Genomic DNA, 17,885 nt, shown 5'->3' on the forward strand with positions numbered 1-17,885 from the left:
ATGCGGATGGTGCCCGGTCACGGGCGCCGTCCATTCCTCGTGCGATGATGATGCAGCCGTCAGCCCGCGGCGCGTTGGGCGCAAGGCTAGGGGATCGAGACAGCAGGATGTTGCGCTAGGTCAACCGCTGCGCGATCGTTCATGCAAATCAGGCATGATGATCATGACCATTCATCCACGAAACACGAACGGGCGCACGTGAACACTGAAACGACCTCCGGCCTGCACCGGTTCTGGCGCCTCTCGCCCGCCCAGGCGAGTACGGCGCTGAGCTGCGACCTGAACGGCCTCGCCGAGGACGAAGCGGCGCAGCGGCTGCAACGCTACGGCCACAACGCCGATTCCCCGTCGCACGTCGTCGGCCCCGCACGCGCCGTGCTGCGCCGGCTGCTCGAGCCGCTGTCGCTCATTCTGCTCGTGGCCGGCATCATCTCCATGGGGACTGGAGACGTGATCGGCGGCGCCATCATCGTCCTCATCCTCACGCTGTCGATCGGACTTGATACGGTCCAGGAAGGACACGCGGTCAAGGCGGCCGAGGAACTCCGCCGCTCGGTGGCCTTGAAGGCCGAGGTCAAGCGCAACGGCGCCTATTGCGAGATCGACGTCGACGCGGTCGTGCCCGGCGACATCATGCGCGTGCGCGCGGGCGACATCGTTCCTGCCGACGCGCTGATCATCGAATGCAAGGCGTTCACCACCGGCGAGGCTGCGCTCACGGGCGAGCCCTATCCCGTGACGAAACGCGCCGGCATGCCGACCGATGAGAACGACACGTCGAACGCGCTGTTCCGCGGCTCGGTAGCGCAGACCGGCGAAGCCGTCACCCTCGTGGTCAACACCGGGCCCAATACAATGTTCGGCGCGGCCGCCTCGGCGCTCGCCGAAGCGCAACCGCGCACGCCGTTCGAGCGCGACCTGCACGAATTCGGTCTCGTCATCGCACGGCTCACGCTGGCCCTCGTCGTCATCGTGCTCACCGTCCGCGTCGTGTTCGGCCGCGACGTGCTCGACTCGCTCTTGTTCTCGGTGGCGCTCGCGGTCGGACTGACGCCCGAGCTGTTGCCGATGATCACCACCGTGACGCTGTCCCGGGGCGCACTGCGGATGGCCAAGCGCAAGGTGATCGTGAAGCGGCTCGCCGCCATCCACGATCTCGGCGCCATGTCGGTGCTGTGCACCGACAAGACGGGAACATTGACCTCTGCAGAGATTACGCTGGCCCGCAGCATCGGGCCTGACGGCAACGACGAGCCGCGTGCCGCCGAGCTCGGTGCCATCGCCGCCACGCTCGGTGGTGACCGAGGCTCGCTCGATACGGCACTCATCGCCGGCGCGGACCATGCGGCCGCGGGATGGAGCCTGGGCGGGCAGCAGACCTTCGATTTCTCGCGCCGGCTCGGCTCGGTGCTGGCAATCCGCGGGGCAGACCAGATCCTGATCGTGAAGGGCGCACCGGAAGCGGTGATCGAGCTCTGTACGCAGCAACGGCAGGGCAGCACGATCACCGCGATCGACGACGGCGGCCGCACTGAGATGTGCGAGCGCGTTCATGCGCTGGCGCGAGAGGGCTTGCGCACCGTCGCGATCGCATCACGGCCATGGAACGGCGCGCCACGCGAGATCGAGACCGATGACGAGCAGGAGCTGACCTTCGAGGGTCTGTGCGCGTTCGCCGATCCGCCCAAGCCGACCGCGGCCGCCGCCATTGCACAGCTCGCCCGCGCCGGCATTGCGCTGAAGATTCTCTCCGGGGACGATCCTGTCGTGGTCAAGCGGCTGGCCGGCCTGGTCGGCCTGAAGGCCGACCGCGTCCTGTCCGGCAGCGACATCGCCAAGCTCAGCGACGACGCGCTCGCAGTGCAGGTGCACTCGGCCGATGCGTTCGGCCGGCTCGCGCCCGATCAGAAGTCGCGCATCGTCAAGGCGCTGCAGGCCTCGGGCGAGGTCGTGGGCTTCCTTGGCGACGGCATCAATGATGCGCCGGCGCTGAAGGCTGCCGACATCGGCCTGTCGGTCGACGGCGCGACGGGCGTCGCGCAATCGGCCGCCGACATCATCCTGCTCGCCTCCGATCTCGAGGTCGTTGCCGATGGCGTGGAAGAAGGACGGCGCACCTTCGCCAACATCCTGAAATATGTCCGGATGGGTGCGAGCTCGAATGTCGGCAACATGCTGTCGATGGCCGCCGCATCGATGGTGCTGCCGTTCCTGCCGATGCTGCCGACGCAGATCCTGCTCAACAACCTGCTCTATGATCTTTCGGAGCTCGGAATTCCCTTCGACCGCGTCAGCCCACAGGCGACCGCACGGCCGCAGCGCTGGGACATGAAGCGGCTGATGCGCTTTGCCGCGATCATGGGTCCCTTGTCGTCTCTGTTCGACTTCCTGACCTTCGGCGCGCTGCTCTATCTGTTCCACGCGACGCCGGATGAATTCCGCACCGCCTGGTTCCTCGAATCCATGGCGACCCAGATCCTCGTCATCTTCATCATCCGGACCAACGGGCGGCCATGGAGCAATCGTGCGGATCCGGTGCTGACGGCCTCGTCGCTGATCGCGCTGGTCGTCGCCCTCGGCTTGCCCTTCACACCGGCGGGCGCCTGGTTCGGCTTCGTTGCGCCGCCTGCTATCGTGCTGGCCGCCATCGCAGCTCTCGTCGTCGCCTATCTGGTCAGTGCGGAAGCGCTCAAATCCCTCGCCGTGGGACCCGGACCTGCGCGATCTCACAGTCGGCGTCACCCTCGCCACCGACACCTATGACCGCCGTGGCTGCATAGTCGCGATGCATCTGCCCTCTTGATAGGCAGCCGCAATTGGTGTCTGTCGAGGAGGCCGGGGAGGAAACAGCGGCCCGGGACCACCGGGCCGGATGCCGCGGCGTACGAACCGGATCCAACACCGCCGCATGTCTGCCGCCGATCCCTCCGCATCCGCCGCGCCCGCGCGCATCTGGATCGCCAACCAGCCCTATGTGCTGTTGAGCATCACGGCGCTGTGCTGGGCCGGCAATTCGATCGTCGGACGGCTCGCCGCCGGCCACATCCCGCCGGTGACGTTGTCGTTCCTGCGCTGGTCGCTGGCGTTCCTTCTGATCCTGCCGCTGGCGTGGAAACAGCTCCGCCAGGACTGGCCGGCGATCCGCTCGCGGCTCGGCATCATGATCGCGCTGTCCGTGACCGGCATCGGCGCCTTCAACACGCTGCAATACTGGTCGCTCGAATACACGCAGGCGCTCAACACGCTGCTGCTGCAATCGGCCGGCCCGTTGATCGTGGCCTTGTGGTCGATGCTGCTGCTTCGCGTGCACCTGACACTGGCGCAGGCGATCGGCATCGTGCTGTCGCTCGTGGGCGTGCTGCTGATCCTGACACGCGGCCACCCCACCGCGCTGGCCGACATCAGCTTCAACAGAGGGGATCTGATCTTCCTGCTGGCGATGGCAGTGTTCGGCTTCTACTCGGTGCTGACGATCAAGCGGCCGCAGATCCACGGCCTGTCGATGGTCGCCTTCACCTTCGGCTGCGGCGCAGCCAGCCTCGTTCCGCTGCTGATCTGGGAGCTCAATGCGCGCCCGGTCATGGCATTCGACGCGCAGAACCTGCTATCGCTGCTCTACGTCGCGATCTTTCCGTCGACCATCGCCTATCTCTGCTTCAATCGCGGCGTGCTCCTGATCGGCGCCAATCGCGCCGCGCCGTTCTTTCACGTGGTGCCGGTGTTCGGCTCGGTCATGGCCTTCGTGTTCCTCGGCGAGCAGCCGCAGATCTTCCACATCATCGGCTTTGCCATGGTGCTGGCCGGCGTGTTCGTGGCCTCGCGCAAACAGGCGACGTGAGGCGGTCGCGCCAGAGCTCAAGTCTTGTTGCCCAAGTCTTATTGCCCAAGTCTCATCTCATCGCCTTGAGCGCCATGCAGAGTGCCATCAGCGATACGAAGCCGATCAGCATGATCCGGAGCCGCGCCGCCGACACGCGGGTGGCAAGGCGTGCGCCCAGATCGGTCCCGACTGCCAGCCCGACGATCACGACGGCCAAGATTGGCCAGGACGGCAAGGCGTCGTGATCCCAATAGACCCACGCCGCCGGAATCGTCGTGGGCACCAGCGTCAGTGCCAGACTGATCATCTGGGCACGATGCTGCGCCATGCCGAGCACCGCACTCAAGCCGACCACGGTGGCAAGTCCGCCGCCGATCCCGAGAAAGCCGGACGACACGCCGGCCGCGCAGCCCACCAGCAGCAGCGCAGCCCCCGGCGGGTCAGCAGCGCTCTTCGCGGCCTCGCTGCGATCCTTGCCGGATGACCGCCGCAGCAGCAGCGCGTCGAGCAGCAGCAGATAGACCACGTAGGCCCATTGCAGGACCGACGCGGCAGCCCAATTGGCGATGAGTGCGCCGACTGCGCCGCCGACCACGAATCCGAGCCCCAGCCAAAGCAGCAAGGGCAGCGGCACCCGGCTGCCGCCATCCCAATAGCGCTTGATTCCGGTCGCGCTGGTCGGCGGGATCTGCGCGATCAGCGAGAGTCCCTGCGCGACGTGCTGCTCGGCCCCGAGCAGCAGCACTCCGAAGACGACCAGGCCACCGCCGGGCGTGACTCCGAGCAGCCCCGAGGTAAAGCCGCCGACCAGGCCCGTGGCGAGACCGCCCATGAGATCAACGGCATTCATCACCTTGACCTTCTCATTCCCGTTCGACGCAGTGATTGAACGTCATCGTCTCGTCGCAAGACCCGACAGCAGCGCCTCGAACGCCGCCATCGCTTCGGACGTCGAGAACGGCTCGCCCCATAGCCGTTGCAGCACGAAACCCTGGAACATCGCGACCATCGTGCGGGCCATGCTGCGCGGGTTGATGGCGCGGTCGATCACGCCGGACCGCTGGCCGCCCTGCAGGAGTTCGGCGATCAGGGCGATCGGCCGGCGCACGCCCTCGGTCACCTGCACGCGGATGGCATCGTCGCGCAGGGCTTCGGCCCAGAGCTGCAGCGCAATGCGCCGGCTGCGCAGGCCATCTTCCTTCTGCATATCGGCCAGCGCGGCCCTGGCGATGGCGCGCAATCCGTCCAGGGGATCCGAACTGTCGCGCGCGGCCGTCAGAAGCGCCGCATCACGAGCGTGGCGCTGTTCACCGATCGCCTGAATCAGCTCATCCTTCCCCGCAAAATGTCCGTAGATGCAACCCGCGCTGAGACCGGATTCCGCGATCACGTCAGCGATCGTGGTCTGGTGAAATCCCTGTCGCGCGAAACAGGCCGCGGCGGCTGCGAGTATCTCGTCGCGACGTGCCGCCATCGTTTCCGGCCTCAACTTCGGCATGCGCAATCTTCTCCCGACGTGGGCCATCGACGCGTCCGCCCTTCGGCCCCGTGCCAGCCGAGGATCACGGCCGAAGCATACAAAACGAATATTCGTTTTGTAAAGAGGGGGATCGAGTTTTCGGCATGGCGGCATTCCATTGGGCGCTCTTGTCCTGCCCTCGCTGCGGGCCCAACGTCCGGTGAACATCAGAAGCCCTGAGTCCTTGTCCTCCCCACGTCATCCCATCTCGCCGCTGGCCTGGCTCAACAACCAGCCCTATGTGCTGCTCACGCTGGCTTCACTGTTCTGGGCCGGCAATATCGTGCTCGCGCGCTACGTCGCCGGGCATGTGCCGCCGCTGACGCTGTCGTGCATCCGCTGGATCGGAACCTTCCTGATGCTGTGGCCGTTCGCACGCACGCACCTGGCGCGCGACTGGCGGACGCTGCTCGCGCATTGGCCGCTTCTGCTGCTGCTGGCGCTGACCGGATTCGCGATCAACAACGCGCTGTCCTATTGGGCCATGCAATACACCCAGGCGCTCAACGGGCTGCTGATTCAATCGTCGACGCCATTGTTCGTGGCGCTGTGGTCACTGTTGCTGTTCGGCGTACGGCTGAGCTTGGCCCAGTTCGCAGGCATCGCCATGTCGCTGAGCGGCGTGCTGGTGATCCTGACGCGCGGCGATCTCGGCGCGCTCGCCGGCATCCAGTTCAACCGCGGCGACCTGATGTTCGCCGGCGCATTGCTGGTGTTCGGCCTCTACTCCGCCGCCATGACGCGGCGGCCGGCGGTGCATCAGCTGTCGCTGATCTCGGCCTGCACGGCGCTTGGTGCCGTACTGCTGCTGCCGCTGGCGGTCTGGGAATATTCGTCCGGGTTCGTGCTCGCGCCCGATTTGCTGTCGATCGCGACGCTCGGCTACGTCATCGTGTTCGCCTCGACGCTGGCCTATTTGTTCTTCAACCGCGGCATCAGCCTGATCGGCCCGAACCGTGCCGCACCGTTCCTGCACCTCGTGCCGTTGTTCGGCTCGGTACTGGCGATCCTGCTGCTGGGCGAGGAGCTCAGGCTGTTTCACCTCTTGGGCTATGCCCTGGTCATTGCCGGCGTGATCATCGCCTCTCGCACCGGCGGCGCAAAGATGGCCTGAGCGCAGGCCCCTTGCAAATGCATGTCTAGGCGGTCCGCACCTTCGCCATGAAGCCCTCGACGGCCCGCTGCAGCAGGCCCGACTGGCTGTCGAGCTCACGCGCGCTCGACAGCACCTCGGAGGCAGCCGTGCCGGTGGCCTCCGCCGCCTTGGTGACGCCACCGATATGGGCGCTGATCTCGTTGGACCCTGCGGCGACGGACTGGATGTTGCGGGCGATCTCGCGCGTCGCGTCGCCCTGCTGCGCGATCGAAGTCGAGATCGAGTTGGTGATCTCGCTCATCTGCGCGATGGTCTGGGTGATGCCGCTGATGGCCGCGACCGCATCCTGGGTCGAGGTCTGCATCGCCGCGACCTGCGCCGAAATCTCCTCGGTCGCCTTCGCCGTCTGGTTGGCGAGCGCCTTCACTTCCGAGGCGACGACGGCGAACCCCCTGCCCGATTCGCCCGCGCGGGCGGCTTCGATTGTCGCATTCAGCGCCAGCAGGTTGGTCTGCGCCGCGATCGAATGGATCAGCTTGACGACCTCTCCGATCTTCTCGGCGCCGGTCGACAGCACCTGGACGGTGGCGTTGGTGCGCTCGGCGTCGCCGACGGCCTTGCTCGCGATCTCGCTCGAACGGGCGACCTGACGGGAGATCTCATTGACCGAGCTCGACAGCTCCTCGGCCGCGGCGGCGACCGTGCCGACATTGTCGTTCGCGCTCTGCGTGGCGGCGCTGACCGTGGAGGCGCGCGAGCTGGCATCGCTTGCGGTCGACGTCATTGACTGCGCAGTGTTCTGCATGCCCTCGGCCGCCGACGCCACCGAGCGCACGATGCCGTTGACGCTGCGCTCGAAGTCGGCCGCGAGATGCTCCATGGCCGTACGCCGCTCCGCCGCCGTGCGCTGCTGAGTGGCGGCCTCCGCCTGCTCGAGCTCGCGCATCCGCAGCGCGTTGTCCTTGAAGATCTGGACGGTCGCGGCCATCGCGCCGATTTCGTCGCCGCGACCGAGGCCGGGAATCTCGCCATCGAGCCGGCCGTCGGCCAACTCGCGCATGCGCCCGCCCAGTTGATCCAGCGGGCCGCTGATGCTGCGGCCGATCATCCAGGCGATGCCGCCGGCGACCACCGCAATACCGAGGATCGACAGGCCGAGCAGCCATTTCAGCGGCCGCAGCTTGGTATCGATGTCGTCGATATAGCTGCCGGTGCCGAGATACATGTTGAAGCCGGGGACGGCGACCGCGTAGCTGATCTTGCGGCTGAGCACTTCCTGCCCAGGCCGGACGAATTCATACGTCAGCAGGATCTCGCCCTTCGCCTTGACACCATCCATCAGCTCCTGGGACAGCTTGCGGCCGTTGGTCAGCACATCCATCCGGTTGGCACCGATCTGCTTGGGATCGGGTGCCAGAACGGTGATGCCTTCGTAGTTGGTGCCGAAAAGATAGCCGGTGCCGTTGTCATAGGTCATGGAATTACCGCGACGGCTCAACTCGGCCAGTGCGGCCTCCTTGGTCATCTTGCCGGCTTCGACATCCTTCCAGAGACCTGCGGCCATGTTGCGCGCCGTTTCGACGATGGCCTTGGCCTGATCGATCCGCGCGTTCAGCATTTCGCGCTCCATCAGGTAGCTCGCGAGCGTACCGGCCGCACCAAGTCCGAGCAGCGCGACACCGACCACGATGGCGAGCTTGGGGGCGATCTTCAGGTTATTCAGCAGCACGCGACAACTCCACCTGATCGACGCATCGATCTTTCAAGGTAAACTGCCGATGAATCCATCACCCGATGGTTAGGGTTCCGTTGCGAAAAAGATCCGTAGAACTTCGGATCAGCTCGGAACGGCGGCTTCCCTCGCAGGAGACGGCGACGACACCGGCCGCAACGGAGCAAACTCCTCGGCCGTCAAGGTCTCCTTTGCAATCAGCAGCGCGACACCCTGCTCCAGATCCTGGTGATGGCCGTCGAGGATCGCACGCGCGCGTGCGCCGCCTTCGGCGATCAGTTCGCGCACGGCGAGGTCGATCTCGCGGCCGGTCTGTTCGGCCGCCGACACGATCTGATCCTGCGACTGCAGGAACGAGACCTGCGGCCGCGGCGCGTAGGTCCGCTGGCCGACCGTCGCGTCCATGCCGTACTTCGTGACCATCTCGATCGCGATCTCGGTCGCGCGCTGCAGGTCGTCGGCGGCGCCGGTCGAGACGTCGCCATCGAAGATCAACTGCTCCGACGCGCGCCCGCCCATCAGCACCGCGATGCGGTTCTTCAATTCGCTGACCGCGAGCAGGAAGCGGTCCTCGGTCGGGCGCTGCATCGTGTAGCCGAGCGCACCCACGCCGCGCGGAATGATCGACACCTTCTGCACCGGATCGACGCCGGCGAGATTGGCGGCGACCAGCGCGTGTCCCATCTCGTGATAGGCGACACGCCGCCGCTCGGCGGGACTGAGCACGCGGCTCTTCTTCTCGAGGCCCGCGACGAGGCGCTCGATCGCGACGGTGAAATCGTCGAAGGTCACGTCGTGACCCCTGCGGCGCGTGGCCGCGATCGCGGCCTCGTTGATGAGGTTGGCGAGATCGGCGCCGGTGAAGCCGGCCGTCAGCGCCGCGACCTTGTCGAGGTCGACGCTGTCGGCCATCGTGATCTTCTTGACGTGCACCTTCAGGATCGCGAGCCGTCCGCCCTTGTCGGGGCGATCGACCAGCACCTGTCGATCGAAGCGGCCGGCACGCAGCAGCGCCGGATCGAGAATTTCGGGCCGGTTGGTGGCAGCGAGCAGGATGACGCCCGAGCTCGGATCGAAGCCGTCGAGCTCGGCGAGCAGCTGATTGAGCGTCTGCTCCTTTTCATCATAGCCGCCGAGCGGACCGCCGGCGGTACGACTGCGGCCGAGCGCGTCGAGTTCGTCGATGAAGATGATGCAGGGCGCGGCCTTGCGGGCCTGCTCGAACAGATCGCGCACCCGCGCGGCGCCGACACCGACGAACATCTCGACGAATTCGGACCCCGAGATCGAGAAGAAGGCGACGCCGGCTTCACCTGCAACGGCGCGCGCCAGCAAGGTTTTTCCCGTGCCCGGCGGTCCGACGAGCAGAATGCCTTTCGGCACGTGCGCGCCGAGGCGGCCATAGCTCTTGGGATCCTTGAGGAACTGCACGACCTCCTGCAGTTCGAACTTGGCCTCGTCGACGCCGGCAACGTCGGCGAACGTCACCTTGGTGTCGGTCTCGACATAGACCTTGGCGCGCGACTTGCCGATCGACATCAGCCCGCCAAAGCCCTGGCGGTCCATCACCTTGCGACCGAGAAACACCCAGATCAGATAGAACATCAGTGCCGGCACGACCCAGGACAGCAGCGTCTGGAGCACGCCGCCCGCGGGCACGCCGGTCACGGTGACCCCCTTCGTCGCCAGTTTCTCGGCGAGCGGCGCGTCCACCCGCGCGGTGATGAAGGAGGTCTTGCCGTCCGGCTGCTTGTCCTTGAACTTGCCCTGGATGGTGTCCTGGCTGACCGACACCTCAGCGATCTTGCCCTGCTCGATGAGCTGCTCGAACTGGCTGTACGGAATTGTCTCGACCGTGTTGTAGGTCGTCAGCAGCCATTGCAGCAGCAGCATGCCGACGCCGGCAAGGAAGATGTAGCCGACGGCGATCGCCTGCTTGCGGGTGTTCGGGTCGGATTCCATGTCGGCACTCTCGTGTGGCAGCGCCCCCGCACCTCGATCGCGTCCGACCGAGGTCGCGGGAACTCCGGTCGCGTTTAGCAAGTGGGCCGCTGAAGCGCTTGTCCTGGATCAAGTCCGGCTGACCGGGTTCGACGGGCCCTCGACCGGGTCGAACGCCGCTCGCGGCCGCGAGCGGCGACGTGCCGACGATGTGCCGCTCGCGAGGCACGCATCATTCCAGATCGATCGGCTGGTAGGATCCCGACTTGTCGAGCTGGGTGCCCCAGACCTTATGCAGCGCCTGATGATCGCCGCGGCTCAGGCTGAGCGAGGCGCCGAGCCCCATGTCGAGCTTGCGCGTGCTCTCCAGCGTCTCCACCAGCCGTTCGGTGTCGAGCTGCGGCCCGCAGCGCTTCAGCGCGTCGATCAGCAGGTTGGCCGCAATGAAGCCCTCGAGCGAGATGTAGTCCGGAACCTCGCCAGGAGACGACTCCGCCAGCGCCGCCTTGAATTCAAGCACGGTGCTCGAATAGCCCGATACGGCCGGCACCGCCTGCGTCACGATGACGTTCTCGGTGAAGCGCGGCCCCAGCAACGACAATTCCTGCGCCAGCGCGGTGGCGCCGACGATCGACATGTTGGTGTAGATCATGCCTGGAAACAGGTCGCGCGTCTTCTCGATGAACTTCGCCGCCGGCCGCGTCGTCCCGACCATCACGATCGCCTTGATCGGCACCTTCTGCGCCTTCAATTGGGCAACCGCCTCGTCCATGTCGATCGAGTTGCGCGTATAGACCAGACGCAAGATTGCTTTGTCGTTGAGACCGGCCGCGCGATAGGCCTTGGCAACGCCGGCGAAGCCCTGCTCGCCGAGATCATCGTTCTGTCCGAACACCGCAATCTGGTTCGGCTTGATCTTGCGCATCTTCAGAAGATAACGCACAGCGGCGTCGGCCTCCTCGACGAAGCTCGGCCGATAGTTGAAGACGTAGCGATCCGGCGGATCATGTCGCACCACGGTGCCGCCGGTGAACGGCGCGAAGAACAGCACGCGCCGCTCGAGCGCGAACGGCACGGCCACGGCGGCGGTCGGTGTGCCGAGATTGCCGACGAAGCCGAATACCTGCTCCTTGTCCCATAATAGCTTCATCGCGTCCGGCGTCCGCGACGGCTCGAAGCCGTCGTCGGCGGCGATCAGCTTGAGCATACGGCCACTGATGCCGCCAGCAGCATTCGCGCGCGCGAACGCCACCTCGATGCCGCGCTTGTAGCTCTGCCCGTTCTCCTTGGCGCTCCCCGTGTACGGAATGACCATGCCGAAACGGATTTCCTGATCGGTCACCCCGCGCACAGTACCGGACCCTGCCGGCCGTATGGTGCCGGTGGCAGCGGGCGCCGCGGGCGCGACGCCCGTCGCCGCGGCCGGCGTGGGCGTGTTGACGCTGCGCTCGAGGTCGGTAAGCTGCCGCTCGACCAGCCGGCAATCTGCCCGTCCGCCGTTGACCGCGGCCCGGCCCTCGACGATGTTGCGCTCGAAGTCCCGCGCAAGCTCATTTCGCTCGTTCGGATTAGCTGAGGCCTCGCGGATCGCGTCCTGAAACTTGTTGAGAATCACCTGCACGCGCCGAACCGGGATGCTGGTGCAAGCCTGCGATGAGCCGACGATCGGACCCACGCGCCCGGCCAGTTCGCGGACCAGGCTCACATTGTCGGCGGATGCGGCCGCGCTGACGCTTCCGGCCAGCATGACGGCGGACAGGACCGCCGAGCGATGCGAACGCCACGTGAGACACGAGGCGGATGACGAATGTTGCATCGGTTAGACTGAGACCTCCGTTCCTGTTCGCCGATCGACGCGCGCAGACCGGACGCAAGCATGAGGCCGGCCGAGACGACCCGGCGGTGCGGTGATTCGGATATCGTCACGACGATCTGGAGTGCTTGAAACATCGGGACAGAATCATCTTCGCGTTCACGACGATCGTTATCGTGCGGTCATTTCGTTCAGCCGCCTGACCGTCGAAAACATGATGTCCCGAGTTCTGCAGTCTCTACTTGCCGAACGCCATCAATCGCTACCTGCGTCCGCGTCTGAGGCAAAGACACGGCACTCGCGGCATCTACGACGGCTTTTGGTTCAGATGAGGGCAGACCAAATGCAATCGGGTCACAGCTGCGCCGATACGGATTGATAGTACCAGAATCTGAAACTCCGGACATCGCCGTCGACTGATCTCAAGTTGAGACGACATCAGGATGATGCGTAGGACGGGACATGCGGCGCCATCCGAAGAATTCAGCGATTCGCTGACGTCACAACACTCGAGCAGTCGCGCGCTGTCATCCTGAGCCGTCAAGACGCCGGCGCAAAGCAGGTTCGCCTTGACGGCCGGCCGCCAAAATGACGACGGCTGAAGCAGCAGGACTAGCCGGACGGGCTCATCACGATCGCCTTGTCCTTTGGCCAGCGGACGCGCCACGCGAACGAGATGTCCTTCGTCTCACCGGGCTTGGCATCGACGACCCACTCCGTCACACCGCGCCGATCGCGCACGTTGGTCGAGGTCGGCGGCGTGGTCGCGGGCAGCATCTCGACCACGATCTCCTCGTTCTCGCTGACCGGCAATTGATCCTGGATCGCCACCTTGACGGGGAAGTCGTGCGCGTTGCGGACCGTGGTCTTGAACGCGCGCTCGTCGATCTTCGCCGTCGTCACGATCAGGCCGGCGGAGCCTTCGTTGCGCTTGACGACGATGCGCTCGACCTTGACCTTGTCGTCGGCGCCGAAGCCGAGCCGAACGGCTTCGTCCTTGCCGGCGGTTGCCAACTTCGACGTGCCGACGAACATGCCGTCGCGATAGATCGACACCTTGCCTGGCAACAGCGGCGCGTCATCGGCTTGCGTGAAGCTTGCTTCAAGATAGGCGGTGGGATCGGCGACCGGCGCCGCCCGAATGATCAGTTCGGGCGCGATCGTCGCGGTCGAAATACGCAAACTTTTGGCACCGTCATTGGCGGCAACGCTGACGCGTCCGGGCAGACGGAAGGCGGTCTGGAAGGCGCTGATCTCCGCGACCGTTTGCTGCTCCTCGGCCTTCTCCGCGATATCTCCGAAAGAGGTCCCTCCTCCGAAGTGGAACTCCTGTGTACGCTCCGCAAACATGCCCCTTGGCACGCTGACGGTCGCCGGCTTCGGCGCCGGGGGTGGCGGCGGCGGATATTGCGCGATCACGGTCTTGAGTTCGGGCGCGCTGCCGCCGCGTCCGGTTCGCACCGTCGAGACCGAGAGCGCGACGTCGGACCAGTCCTCGCCGGTGGACTGCTGGATCTCGGCGCGGCGCACCAGCTCCATAGCCGGCTTGCGATCCTTCGCCGAGGTATCGAGACGTGCATCGTAGAGCGGCACCCAGCGGGCGCTGCGCACCGCGTAGGTCACCCGCAGCGTCGCTTTGGTCGCGGCCGCCGCCGACAATTCGATCTGGACTTCCATCTTGCTCGGCGGCTTGGTCGCGCGATCAGCCTGCACGCGCGCGATCTCGCGATCGATGTCGCGCTGCTTGCGCTCGGCGTCGCGGATCGCAGCATCGGTCTGTGCAACCTCCTCGGCGACGGCGGCGAAGGCGCTCCGCCACTCCGTGATGGGACGGGCTTCGCCCTTCTCGCCGAGCCCGGCCGGCGCTGCCTCGGCAAAACGCTCGGCAAATTTCTTTCGCGCCAACGCGGCGGCGATCGCGCCATCCAGATTGGCGCGCTCGTCCTTCAAGGTCTCGATGCGCTTGTCGATGTCGGGCAGATTGACCGGCGGTGCTGCGCGCGGCGGCTTGGCGTCGACGGTGCCGATCATGAGCTTGGCACCAGCCTCGCCTTCGACGCGCAGGGAGGAGGCATCGAGCCCGAGCGGAAAGTCCTTGGCGATCGCCGTCGTATCGCCGGCGGGAAGATCGAGCGAGATGACGCGGGTCACGGTTGCGCCGTCCGGATAGACGGTGACGGCATCGACGGTCGAGCTCGCATCCAGGTTCGCAGCATGGCCGGGGGCTGCCGTCAGGGCCGCGCCTAGAACGAGCCCCGTGGTGGCCAGACACATTTTTCGCATCGTCATCGCTCTCTCCGCACTCCCAGCACCCGCAGGACCGGACCAGCCGGTCCCTTGCCCGGCGTTAGACGCGACGAGAGATAGCCCGGTTCAATTGAAGCCTAGGGGAAAGGCGATCATTCGAATGCAGTCGAGAATGCAAAAAGGCAGCGCGGCCGGAACGCCGCGCTGCCTTTTTTTGGTTCGGCCGATACGGCCTGCGCAATCAGAACGCCAGCGCCTTGGCCTGCTTGACCTGCGGCAATGCCTGGATCTTGGCGAGCAGCTCGGCCGGCACCGCGCCGTCGACCTCGACCAGCGCGATCGCGTCGCTGCCCGGCGCCACGCGGCCGAGATGGAAGGTGGCGATGTTGATCTTGGCGTCGCCCAGGAGGCTCGCGAACTTGCCGATGAAGCCCGGCTTGTCCTCGTTGGTCACGTAGATCATCGACTTGCCGAACTCGGCATCGACACGGATGCCCTTGATGTCGACCAGGCGCGGCTTGCCGTCGGCGTACACCGTGCCCGACACGGCGCGGTCCTGATGCTCGGTGGTGACCGCGACCGTGATCAGGCTCTCATAGTCGCTTTCGCCGGCGCGCAGCACCTCATCGACCACCATGCCGCGTTCCTTGGCAATGACCGGTGCCGAGACGACGTTGACCTCGCCCAGCATCGGCCGCAGCAGGCCGGCCAGCACCGCCGAGGTCAGCGCCCGGGTCTTCATCTCGGCGACCTGGCCCTCATAGGTGATCTGGATCTTGGTGATGCTGCTCTCGGTGAGCTGGCCCGCGAACGAGCCGAGCTTCTCGGCGAGCGCGATGAACGGCTTCAGCTTGGGGGCTTCCTCGGCGGTGATCGACGGGAAGTTGATCGCGTTCGAGATCGCGCCGGTGAGAAGATAGTCCGACATCTGCTCGGCGATCTGCAGCGCGACGTTCTCCTGCGCTTCCGTCGTGGAGGCGCCGAGATGCGGCGTGCAGATCACGTTGGCATGGCCGAACAGCGCGTTGCTGGTGGCGGGCTCCTCGGCGAACACGTCGAGCGCGGCGCCAGCGACATGCTTGCTGTCGAGGGCCTCGAGCAGCGCCTGCTCGTCGATCAGGCCGCCGCGCGCGCAATTGATGATGCGCACGCCCTGCTTCATCTTGGCGATCGCCGCGGCATCGATGATGTTGCGGGTCTTGTCGGTCAGCGGCGTGTGCAGCGTGATGAAGTCGGCTCGCTTCAGGAGCTCGTCGAGCTCGACCTTCTCGACGCCGAGATCGAGCGCGCGCTCCTCGGTGAGGAACGGATCGAAGCCGATCACCTTCATGCGCAGGCCCTGCGCGCGGTCACAGACGATCGAGCCGATATTGCCGCAGCCGATCACGCCCAGCGTCTTGCCGGTGATCTCGACGCCCATGAAGCGGTTCTTCTCCCACTTGCCGGCCTGCGTCGAGGCGTCGGCCTGCGGGATCTCGCGCGCCAGCGACAGCATCATCGTGATCGCATGCTCGGCGGTCGTGATCGAATTGCCGAACGGCGTGTTCATCACGATGATGCCCTTGGCGGTCGCCGCGGGAATCTCGACATTGTCGACGCCGATGCCGGCGCGGCCGATCACCTTGAGCCGCTTGGCGCGCTCGATGATCTTGGCGGTGGCCTTGGTCGCCGAGCGGATCGCAAGGCCGTCATAGTCGCCGATGATGTCGGCGAGCTTGTCCTTGTCCTTGCCGAGATTGGGCTGGAAATCGACTTCGATGCCGCGATCCTTGAAGATCTGCACGGCAGCGGGCGACAGCGCATCGGAGATGAGAACTTTGGGTTTGGTCATGACGATGGTCCTTCACGCCCTCCATCAAGGAGGGGCGGCGCTTGGCGCCGGAATGGGGAAAGCAGTTCAGACCGTAGGGTGGGCAAAGCGAAGCGTGCCCACCGTTCTTTCACGTCGGGTGACATAGATGGTGGGCGCGTCGCGCCTTTGCCCACCCGACGAAACCGGATCCGCCTCAGGCTGCCTTGGGCAGCGCGGCTTTGGCTTGGGCAAAAGCCCAGTCGATCCACTGCGTCAGCAGCGCGACGTCGCTGGCTTCCACGGTCGCGCCACACCAGATGCGCAGGCCGGCCGGTGCATCGCGATAATGTGCGAAGTCGAAGCCGGCGTTCTCCTTCTCGACCAGCGACACCAGCTTCTTGGCGAACTCCGCCTGGGCATCGGCCGAGAGCGAGGTGATCGCGGGATCGACCACCTTGAGACACACCGAGGTGTTGGAGCGGATTGCGGGATCCTGCGCGAGGAAGTCGATCCAGGGCGTCTTCGCCTTCCAGTCCGCCAGCACCTTGGTGTTGGCGTCGGCGCGCGCGATCAGCGCCTTGAGGCCACCGATCGACTTGCCCCAGTTCAGCGCATCCAGATAGTCCTCGACGCACAGCATCGACGGCGTGTTGATGGTCTCACCCTCGAAGATGCCGGCATTGAGCTTGCCGCCCTTGGTGAGGCGGAAGATTTTTGGCAGCGGCCAGGCCGGCTTGTAGGTCTCGAGCCGCTCCACCGCGCGCGGCGACAGGATGAGCATGCCGTGCGCGGCTTCGCCCCCGAGCGCCTTCTGCCAGGAGAAGGTGACGACGTCGAGCTTCGGCCAATCGAGCGCTTGTGCAAACGCCGCCGAGGTGGCGTCGCAGATCGTCAGGCCTTCGCGGCTCGCGCTGATCCAGTCCGCATTCGGCACGCGCACACCTGACGTGGTGCCGTTCCAGGTGAAGACGACGTCGCTCGCCTGATCGACCTTGGACAGATCCGGAATTTCGCCATAGCCGGCGTGCAGCTTGGTGACGTCCTTGAGCTTGAGCTCCTTGACGATGTCGCTGACCCAGCCTTCGCCGAAGGACTCCCAGGCGATGGTGGTGACGGGCCGCGCGCCGAGCAGCGACCACAGCGCCATCTCGACGGCGCCGGTGTCGGACGCCGGCACGATGCCGATCTTGTAGTCGGCCGGCACTTCGAGCACGTCGCGCGTCAGCTCGATGGCCTGCTTGAGCTTGGCCTTGCCGATCTTCGCGCGGTGCGAGCGGCCGAGAGGAGCGTCCTTGAGATTTTCGGAGGTCCATCCGGGGCGCTTGGCGCAGGGGCCGGAGGAGAAATGCGGCACAACAGGCCGCTGCGAAGGCTTCGCTGCAGTCATCGTCTATCCTTCCAGATAGTAAGCCTCCCGTTGGGGGGAGGTGTCCCGCCGGCGTGATTACGGGAAGGGTCGTTCCTCGTCAAGGAACTTCGCGAAGCCACGCGTGCGTGTTCACGCAGTCGTGCTGGCATACAAGCAACGCTACTCCGGCGCTGATCCGATCGGCGCCTGCCCCGCGGGCGGACGGTGCAGGAACGTCATCGATGCGTAGGCGCCGATCCAGGAGCCGATGGCGGCGAACCCGACATAGATCCAGTTCTCGGTGTAGCTGATGACAGCGAATGACGAGAGCATGTACCAGACCGAGCTCCAGGACGCAGCGGACAATCGCCGCCGCGCGATGACGGCCGAGGTGAACATGACATAGACCGCGTCGGTTGCCGCGGTCGCCAGCACGACGCCGAGCGCCGTCAGTGGATTGATCTCCGACATCATCGCCCCATCCTCATCGTTGCCGTGCCGCACAACGCTGCGGCGTTGTGCCGTCTGGTCTGCTCATGCACAATGGCGCGATCTGCACGCGCCGAACAACAAGGAT

At 65.6% G+C, this 17,885-nt stretch carries 12 protein-coding genes; 3 read left to right on the plus strand and 9 right to left on the minus strand.

Annotated features, from left to right (window positions below; translation table 11 throughout):
* Nucleotides 1–198: 198 nt before the first annotated feature.
* Together mgtA and S58_RS29960 are read left to right on the plus strand one after the other, a co-directional pair.
* Nucleotides 199–2,763 (plus strand): magnesium-translocating P-type ATPase, encoded by a 2,565-nt coding sequence (gene mgtA, locus S58_RS29955; RefSeq protein WP_015669176.1) that lies wholly within the window; start codon nt 199–201, stop codon nt 2,761–2,763.
* Nucleotides 2,764–2,908: 145 nt separating this feature from the next.
* Complete coding sequence (locus S58_RS29960; RefSeq protein WP_015669177.1) at nt 2,909–3,838, plus strand: DMT family transporter; 930 nt, start codon at nt 2,909–2,911, stop codon at nt 3,836–3,838.
* 52 nt (nt 3,839–3,890) lie between these two features.
* Here the strand turns inward: S58_RS29960 and S58_RS29965 are convergent, their stop codons facing one another.
* Nucleotides 3,891–4,670: a sulfite exporter TauE/SafE family protein gene (locus tag S58_RS29965; protein WP_015669178.1), complete on the minus strand. Its 780-nt coding sequence runs from the start codon at nt 4,668–4,670 to the stop codon at nt 3,891–3,893.
* Nucleotides 4,671–4,712: 42 nt separating this feature from the next.
* Nucleotides 4,713–5,507, minus strand: a complete 795-nt coding sequence (locus S58_RS29970) for a TetR/AcrR family transcriptional regulator (RefSeq protein WP_244440664.1) — start codon at nt 5,505–5,507, stop codon at nt 4,713–4,715.
* 16 nt (nt 5,508–5,523) lie between these two features.
* Here S58_RS29970 and S58_RS29975 point away from each other — a divergent pair, with 16 nt between their 5' ends.
* Nucleotides 5,524–6,453: a DMT family transporter gene (locus S58_RS29975; RefSeq protein ID WP_015669180.1), complete on the plus strand. Its 930-nt coding sequence runs from the start codon at nt 5,524–5,526 to the stop codon at nt 6,451–6,453.
* A 25-nt stretch (nt 6,454–6,478) separates the two neighbouring features.
* Here the strand turns inward: S58_RS29975 and S58_RS29980 are convergent, their stop codons facing one another.
* The 7 genes from S58_RS29980 to S58_RS30010 all read right to left on the minus strand — a co-directional run bounded on the left by S58_RS29980 (nt 6,479) and on the right by S58_RS30010 (nt 17,779).
* On the minus strand, nt 6,479–8,164 hold the full coding sequence (locus S58_RS29980) for a methyl-accepting chemotaxis protein (protein WP_015669181.1): 1,686 nt from the start codon (nt 8,162–8,164) through the stop codon (nt 6,479–6,481).
* 108 nt (nt 8,165–8,272) lie between these two features.
* Nucleotides 8,273–10,129 carry an ATP-dependent zinc metalloprotease FtsH gene (ftsH, locus tag S58_RS29985; RefSeq protein ID WP_015669182.1) on the minus strand — a complete coding sequence of 619 codons (1,857 nt, stop codon included), beginning with the start codon at nt 10,127–10,129 and terminating at the stop codon, nt 8,273–8,275.
* A 211-nt stretch (nt 10,130–10,340) separates the two neighbouring features.
* Nucleotides 10,341–11,924 (minus strand): ABC transporter substrate-binding protein, encoded by a 1,584-nt coding sequence (locus tag S58_RS29990; protein WP_042340311.1) that lies wholly within the window; start codon nt 11,922–11,924, stop codon nt 10,341–10,343.
* A 609-nt stretch (nt 11,925–12,533) separates the two neighbouring features.
* Complete coding sequence (locus tag S58_RS29995; protein WP_042340312.1) at nt 12,534–14,204, minus strand: mucoidy inhibitor MuiA family protein; 1,671 nt, start codon at nt 14,202–14,204, stop codon at nt 12,534–12,536.
* A 205-nt stretch (nt 14,205–14,409) separates the two neighbouring features.
* Nucleotides 14,410–15,999: a phosphoglycerate dehydrogenase gene (serA, locus tag S58_RS30000; protein WP_015669185.1), complete on the minus strand. Its 1,590-nt coding sequence runs from the start codon at nt 15,997–15,999 to the stop codon at nt 14,410–14,412.
* Nucleotides 16,000–16,174: 175 nt separating this feature from the next.
* Nucleotides 16,175–17,347 (minus strand): phosphoserine transaminase, encoded by a 1,173-nt coding sequence (locus S58_RS30005; protein ID WP_015669186.1) that lies wholly within the window; start codon nt 17,345–17,347, stop codon nt 16,175–16,177.
* Nucleotides 17,348–17,488: 141 nt separating this feature from the next.
* Nucleotides 17,489–17,779 (minus strand): hypothetical protein, encoded by a 291-nt coding sequence (locus S58_RS30010; protein ID WP_042341021.1) that lies wholly within the window; start codon nt 17,777–17,779, stop codon nt 17,489–17,491.
* Nucleotides 17,780–17,885 lie beyond the last annotated feature (106 nt).

Source organism: Bradyrhizobium oligotrophicum S58 (assembly GCF_000344805.1).
In the GTDB taxonomy this organism is placed as follows: Bacteria; Pseudomonadota; Alphaproteobacteria; order Rhizobiales; family Xanthobacteraceae; genus Bradyrhizobium; species Bradyrhizobium oligotrophicum.

Bases quoted from the DNA above. Each gene is read 5' to 3' on its own strand.
- S58_RS29965 (WP_015669178.1), bottom strand. From the start codon at position 4,670: ATGAATGCCGTTGATCTCATGGGCGGTCTCGCCACGGGCCTGGTCGGC.
- S58_RS30010 (WP_042341021.1), bottom strand. From the start codon at position 17,779: ATGTCGGAGATCAATCCACTGACGGCGCTCGGCGTCGTGCTGGCGACC.
- S58_RS29995 (WP_042340312.1), bottom strand. From the start codon at position 14,204: ATGCGAAAAATGTGTCTGGCCACCACGGGGCTCGTTCTAGGCGCGGCC.
- ftsH (WP_015669182.1), bottom strand. From the start codon at position 10,129: ATGGAATCCGACCCGAACACCCGCAAGCAGGCGATCGCCGTCGGCTAC.
- S58_RS29960 (WP_015669177.1), top strand. From the start codon at position 2,909: ATGTCTGCCGCCGATCCCTCCGCATCCGCCGCGCCCGCGCGCATCTGG.
- S58_RS29990 (WP_042340311.1), bottom strand. From the start codon at position 11,924: ATGCAACATTCGTCATCCGCCTCGTGTCTCACGTGGCGTTCGCATCGC.
- serA (WP_015669185.1), bottom strand. From the start codon at position 15,999: ATGACCAAACCCAAAGTTCTCATCTCCGATGCGCTGTCGCCCGCTGCC.
- S58_RS29970 (WP_244440664.1), bottom strand. From the start codon at position 5,507: ATGTTCACCGGACGTTGGGCCCGCAGCGAGGGCAGGACAAGAGCGCCC.
- S58_RS30005 (WP_015669186.1), bottom strand. From the start codon at position 17,347: ATGACTGCAGCGAAGCCTTCGCAGCGGCCTGTTGTGCCGCATTTCTCC.